We start from the raw sequence: 5,651 nt of genomic DNA on the forward strand, positions 1-5,651 counted from the left end.
ATCAGATCTCGCCGCCGTTTGTAGTATCGGCTTGCAAAGCACGGCGGGGTCAGCAGGCCACGGTATCCTGACTTCACTGCTCAAGCGACTGAGTCATGACAACTCACCACAAGGGCGTAGTCTCTCAGCCTGGGCGCTTTACCAGAAAAGCAAAAGCTATCTTAACGAAGGAAAGTACGCTGAAGTTGAAGCACTTTATCAGCAATGGTCAGGCGACGAGCTCCTTAGCGTTGCTGACCTGGTACACCGCAGCGAAGCGTTGCTGCGAAATAAACAACCTGAAAAAGTCATGGCCCTCTTACGGGACTATGGTTTTGCCAATTATCCGGACGATGCATTAATTGTTCAACTTGCACGCGCAGAGCAACAGATCGGCAGCGCTGAGTTGTATTGGAGAGATTATGCTGAAGAGCGTATCAGCCAACGCATAAAACGCCGTGATCAGAGTTACTCAGAGTTGATTTCTCTGTATTTCTCGACCGTCGGAAAGAACGCTGAAGAGCGTAATCTGAGCTGGTTGTCACAAGTAAATAACGCACAGAAAAATCATTATGTTGCTGCACAGGGAGAGCTGCTATGAGACGTTTTATTCTCCTGATTCTGGCTCTGTTACCAACGATGGCTTTTGCTCATCAAAGCAGTACTGCACTACTGACACTCAAAGAAACAACGGATGGATTACGTGGCTCGGTTCAATGGCAGTTGATTGACCTTGAGCAAAGCCTGGGGCTGGATCAGAATCGCGATGGTGAACTCCTCTGGGGAGAAGTGAAAGCCATGACACCGGAGATCCGGGCTTATGTCGGCCGACATCTCAAGGTTCAGCAGGGGGGCGAAGCATGCATCCCACAGTTCAATGTTCCTCTGAGGTTTAATAATGCTCGCGGCGTTATGGCCTCGGCAATTGTTCCGGTGACGTTTGTATGTGCCTCTGAAGGACGCGTCGAAGTAACATATACCGGATTATTTTCACTGCTTCCTGAACACCGTTTATTGTGGGACCTCTCGTCTGGTGACCTGACTCGCCAGGGTGTGCTGGAATCCTCAGGTAGTTTTTCTATTAATCCGGAAATGACGACTGCACAGCTGAACCAGCAGACGTTTTCTGAGTTTTTTGTTCAGGGCATCATTCATATTCTGCTGGGTCCTGACCACGTAGCTTTCCTGCTCACCTTGCTGTTGGTCTCAGTTCTGGTGCAACAGAAGAAAGACTGGCAACCAGCAGCAGATGTGCGGACCTGTGTTAAAACCGCTCTGCTGTACGTAACTACCTTTACCATTGCCCATTCACTGACTCTGAGTGCCAGTGCTCTGGGGTGGTTAGCATTACCCGGTTATTGGGTTGAGCTGATCATCGCTGCGTCTGTGGTGGTTGCAGCGTTGCATAATCTTCGCCCTTACTTACCAGTCAGTGCCGTTGTTGTATTCCTGTTTGGTCTGGTACACGGTTTCGGTTTTGCCAGCGTGCTTGGTGAGTTGACGACGGGCACAGGAAACATTGTCTGGGCTCTGTTTGGCTTCAATCTGGGTGTCGAAGCGGGACAGGTTGCGATTACCCTGGTGGTCATGCCGCTGCTTATCAGTCTGCGCCGCCTGGGTTGGTATCGTCAGGTGCTGGTTCGCTACCTCTCGGCAGCACTGGCAGTACTGGGGAGTTATTGGGTGCTGGCGCGTATCTAAGGCTCGTCTGGACAGGAGTCACGCGCATTCAATGCAGCGCGTGCTGTAAGGAACGGCGATCAGACGGGCTTCGGCAATCTGGTCGCCACATTGATCACAGATGCCGTAGTGGCCGAGGGCGATGCGTTTCAGCGCGTCACGTATGTGGTCAGCTTCATGTAAGGCCTCATCGGCAATGACACTCAGAACTTCGTCATTGGCGGATTCCGTCGCTTGCTCCTCGAAGTCGGCAGACAGTGGCTCGTCGCGGTGGCTGGCATGGCGCGAGGCTTTATCAGAGCGCGCTTCCAGCGCCTCAAGGCGCTCCAGAAGATCGATTCGTATTCTCTCGATGTTCATAGTTTCTCCCATGATAAGGCGTGTTGGCGCTTCTCAGCCCCTATGTACCAGAATACACCTGAGTTAAGCTGAAACATTGATATGAGTCATCATCGGGCACAGTGGTTAAATGCCATCTAATCTGAATAGCAGGGCTATCCGTATATAGTCATAACGATCATTAAAGGAGTTATTCTGTATGGATCCAGAACTTCAGCTACAGCTGATCAGAGGCGTGGCTCGGGGAGAGCGACCAGCGTTTGAGGAGCTGTACCAGGCCGCGGGGCCAAGATTGTACGGCGTGGCTATGCAACTAATGCGTTCACCGGAACGTGCAGAGGAGGCCCTGCAGGAGGCTTTTGTCAAAATCTGGCATAACGCGGGAGACTATCATCAGGGCCGTGGCAGTGTGATGACCTGGATGAGCAGCATCGTGCGCTATCGCTGCATTGACCTGCTGAGGTCAAAGAGCGCAAAGGAGGACCGACAGGATTCTCTCGATGAAGAGGGTGCCCCGGAACTGATTGCCCCGGAGCAACCAGAGGATCCTGAAAATCAGGCTCTGGAGCGTTGTATGCAGACGCTGGATACGCATGATCTGCAATACATTCACCTGGCTTATTATCGCGGCATGACGCACGCGGAGATACAGGCCCACACGGGAACGCCTTTAGGCACCGTGAAAAGTTGGATACGTCGTGGCCTTCAAAGACTGAAGAGGTGCCTTGAAGAATGAATTATGTAAATGACGAACGTCTCGATGCGCTGGCGGCCGATTATGTCATGGGTACCATGCAGGGACAGGCCCGTCGCCGATTTGTCCGCTTGATGCAGGCTTACCAGAAAGTACGGGAAAGGGTTTGGCACTGGGAGCAGCTGCTTGCACCAATGAACGGCAAAATTGAATCTCGTCAGCCCCCAGAAAGAGTCTGGCAGGAAATCAGCCGTCGCATCGGCTTCATTGATACAACTCAGAGCGCTGCTAACGATGAGCCTCAGAGTAAAGGCGTGATGGCCTGGGCTGGTGGTTTTGCAACTGCCGCAGTGCTGCTCATCGGCGTGTTCCTGATGCGCCCAGATCCAACCGTTGTGCCTGGAGTCGTACCAGAAACTATGATCGAGCAGGTTGCTGTGTTTACGCAGGATGACCAGCCTCTGTGGTTGATGGAAGTCGCTGGTAATGAACTGACCGTACAGGCAACAGCTGCCGTGGAAACATCGGATCAGCATGATTACGAACTCTGGATTGTGCCCGAAGATGGCAGCGCGCCAGTATCGCTGGGTCTGATGCCAGAGAGCGGACGTATCACGCGGGCCCTTGCGGTGAATACCCACGACATTGCCATTAAAGCGGTCGCCGTCAGTCTTGAGGCGCCGGGCGGCTCTGTTACCGGAGCACCGGGCGAAGTTCTGTACGTGACTGGATTAACGATTCTTTAGTTTTATACAGAAGGCTGACTAAGGCACAAAAAAGCCGGCACAAGGTGCCGGCTTTTTTATTCCCCCTCAATGTAGCTGTGGCCCGAATGCCTTTTTTCTGGAATAAAAGTGTTTATACTCTCAGGCGTAAGCAGGACTAAATCGCTACTCTGAATCAGAGACAAGGATGCCAACTATGCTCTCCAACTCCGCCCCAGCTCAAGACGTGGTCATTGCTGGCCAGCACTCCGGTAAGCCAGTCAAAATCACTCCAACTGCCAAGCCCGTTTATGACCAGCTAGTTAAATTAGCCCGTGATGGTAATAACTACTGGGCTGAGATAACGGTTAAAGCCATTAATGAGCTCGCTGCGGGTCGCCTGCACCAGAGTAATATCTTCGTTAAACCCGGTGCAGTTCATCGCAACGGAACGGAAGAGTTCGTGATGATCCTGCCGGGCTGTAAGGTGACCTGTGAAAAGCTTGATGCTGATGGCTTCAAGATCCTTCATTTTGAGGCTGATATTAACTATGGGGAGCTTATTGAATCAGGGAAGAAGCCGGGGTTATACAAAGCATCAAAAGTAAACGATATTTGGCAGGCTGAATTCAGAGAAAATGGGCTGATTGAGCATAAAGAAGATCGATTAGTTGCAATTTCTGACAGCGGCTACGACAGTCCTATGTCGGCAGCAGATGTTGCCGCTCCCAGGATTGGGGAGGCTCCACATGTAGGTGGTCTAAGGGTTAATACTAAAGGCTTTGATCTTCATTTCACCCCGGGTGAGAAGTGTATTGGTGGCTTGAAAAATTATCGAAATGCGATTCGGGTTAATCAATATACAGAATTACATGAATCTGCCCTGCTACTGGCACGTACTATGTACGATGCTAAGAAGGTTGAAGGTGTTACTTGGGTTTCTGAAGATGGCGGCTCTGGTGTGCTAACACAGGCTATGACTATTCTGGCTTCTCAGGGGGTTCAGCTACCTGGTCATGTGGTGTTTATGTTTAATCCGACTACCTCTCCAAATACCGCAGTTAAAGCAGCGCACAGCCTTGGAGTCCTGCTGGACCGCAAGTTCATCAAGACACGTCCTATCAATATTGTGGGGAATCGTGAGCACCTCGAGATGAACTGGAATCGTTGGAAGAGTGAAAATGATCGTCTGACTGCATTGCAGGCGGGCGTTGATGCTTTTGCTTATGGTAAAAGTTTGCAAGGTATCATTATGACTGGCGCAACTATTGCGGCTGGGGTCGCTGGCGTGGCGGGAGTCAGCTTGACAGCTCCGGCTGCACTTACCACCTTTCTTACCGTCATTGGTGGGGCTGTTGCGGCAGGAAAAGGTGCGGGAACTGTCGCTATCGTAGGCAACGATCTAGTTAGGACTTTATTACCAAAACATCACGATAAATTGAAAGGCAAGTTTTAATGCGAAATTTCATTAAATTCTCGAAATTAAAACTGCGAGATCGACCAGAAAGTTGTAGTCCAGTCGGGCCGGATTTTAACTCTTCGACTACACAATCGGCTTTGCTTGCCGGTACAAGGGTAGTATTTAAAGCGCCGCGGCATAACCCTTCCCCCTATGGGAAAACGCCACAGAGGCGAATGAAAAAATCATATTCTTTAAAATCTGCCAGAGTGCTCAACTGGAATGAACAACCTAGTCAAAGCTGGCAACATACAGAGTTATTTTTCCGGAGCTGGAGTTTTTGTGGTCCTTGGTTTACTGGTCACATGGGTGGAGTGTCGTGCTATCTTGATGTCATACAGCTGGTCGAGTCTAATCCACAAGTTAATTTTATGCATCCTAGTGCGCTGGAGACTGCGGCGCTTGCTTTTTTGACTGCAACCTATGGACATAGGGTATATCGTGAAAAAACAGGGAAGATGCATTACATTGGCCCTTTGAACTGGTCGACTCTTGAACAGCTTGATGTGCCATCGGTGCAGTTTGATACCGAAAAGACCTATAGCGGAGCAAACCCTGTTTGTCATGTCTTTATTCCAGTCTCTCGATCTCATATTGTACGCTTCGCTCTGAGTATTCATCAAAACGCCTCTGGCACTCGTGAGGAAGTCGATAAGAAAGTCGACCCCGCCCCCTTTAAAGAGCTGGTCGATAATATTGTCGGAAGTATACATGTAACACTGTCGCCAGAAGCTCAGGCGGATTGGGATGAAATCAAAAACAGTAATCCTGCTGCCAAAGTTTCTGAGACCTGCGC

7 protein-coding genes are annotated in these 5,651 nt (G+C 50.4%); 6 read left to right on the forward strand and 1 reads right to left on the reverse strand.

Translation table 11 applies throughout. From position 1 onward, the window contains the following. Both B2067_RS15720 and B2067_RS15725 read left to right on the forward strand, forming a co-directional pair. The coding region (locus B2067_RS15720) for a hypothetical protein (protein WP_301389068.1) at positions 1-580 on the forward strand (580 nt) is incomplete at its 5' end. Next, complete coding sequence (locus B2067_RS15725; RefSeq protein WP_301389069.1) at positions 577-1,680, forward strand: HupE/UreJ family protein; 1,104 nt, start codon at positions 577-579, stop codon at positions 1,678-1,680. The genes B2067_RS15720 and B2067_RS15725, both read left to right, overlap by 4 nt. Positions 1,681-1,698: 18 nt before the next feature. Here B2067_RS15725 and B2067_RS15730 read toward each other — a convergent pair whose 3' ends face one another. Continuing rightward, positions 1,699-2,019: a TraR/DksA family transcriptional regulator gene (locus B2067_RS15730; protein WP_301389071.1), complete on the reverse strand. Its 321-nt coding sequence runs from the start codon at positions 2,017-2,019 to the stop codon at positions 1,699-1,701. Between the two features lie 178 nt (positions 2,020-2,197). On the opposite strand from B2067_RS15730, the gene B2067_RS15735 reads away from it, so the two are divergent. The 4 genes from B2067_RS15735 to B2067_RS15750 form a co-directional block, all read left to right on the forward strand. Next, positions 2,198-2,734 (forward strand): RNA polymerase sigma factor, encoded by a 537-nt coding sequence (locus B2067_RS15735; RefSeq protein WP_076517319.1) that lies wholly within the window; start codon positions 2,198-2,200, stop codon positions 2,732-2,734. Continuing rightward, complete coding sequence (locus B2067_RS15740; RefSeq protein WP_301389072.1) at positions 2,731-3,438, forward strand: anti-sigma factor; 708 nt, start codon at positions 2,731-2,733, stop codon at positions 3,436-3,438. The genes B2067_RS15735 and B2067_RS15740 overlap by 4 nt, the downstream gene beginning before the upstream one ends. A gap of 175 nt (positions 3,439-3,613) precedes the next feature. Next, a complete protein-coding gene (locus tag B2067_RS15745; RefSeq protein ID WP_301389073.1) occupies positions 3,614-4,852 on the forward strand; it encodes a hypothetical protein in 1,239 nt (412 codons plus the stop codon). A gap of 179 nt (positions 4,853-5,031) precedes the next feature. Beyond that, the coding region (locus tag B2067_RS15750; protein ID WP_301389074.1) for a hypothetical protein at positions 5,032-5,651 on the forward strand (620 nt) is incomplete at its 3' end.

The organism is Thalassolituus sp. UBA2590, from assembly GCF_002339775.1.
Taxonomy (GTDB): domain Bacteria; phylum Pseudomonadota; class Gammaproteobacteria; order Pseudomonadales; family Oceanobacteraceae; genus Thalassolituus.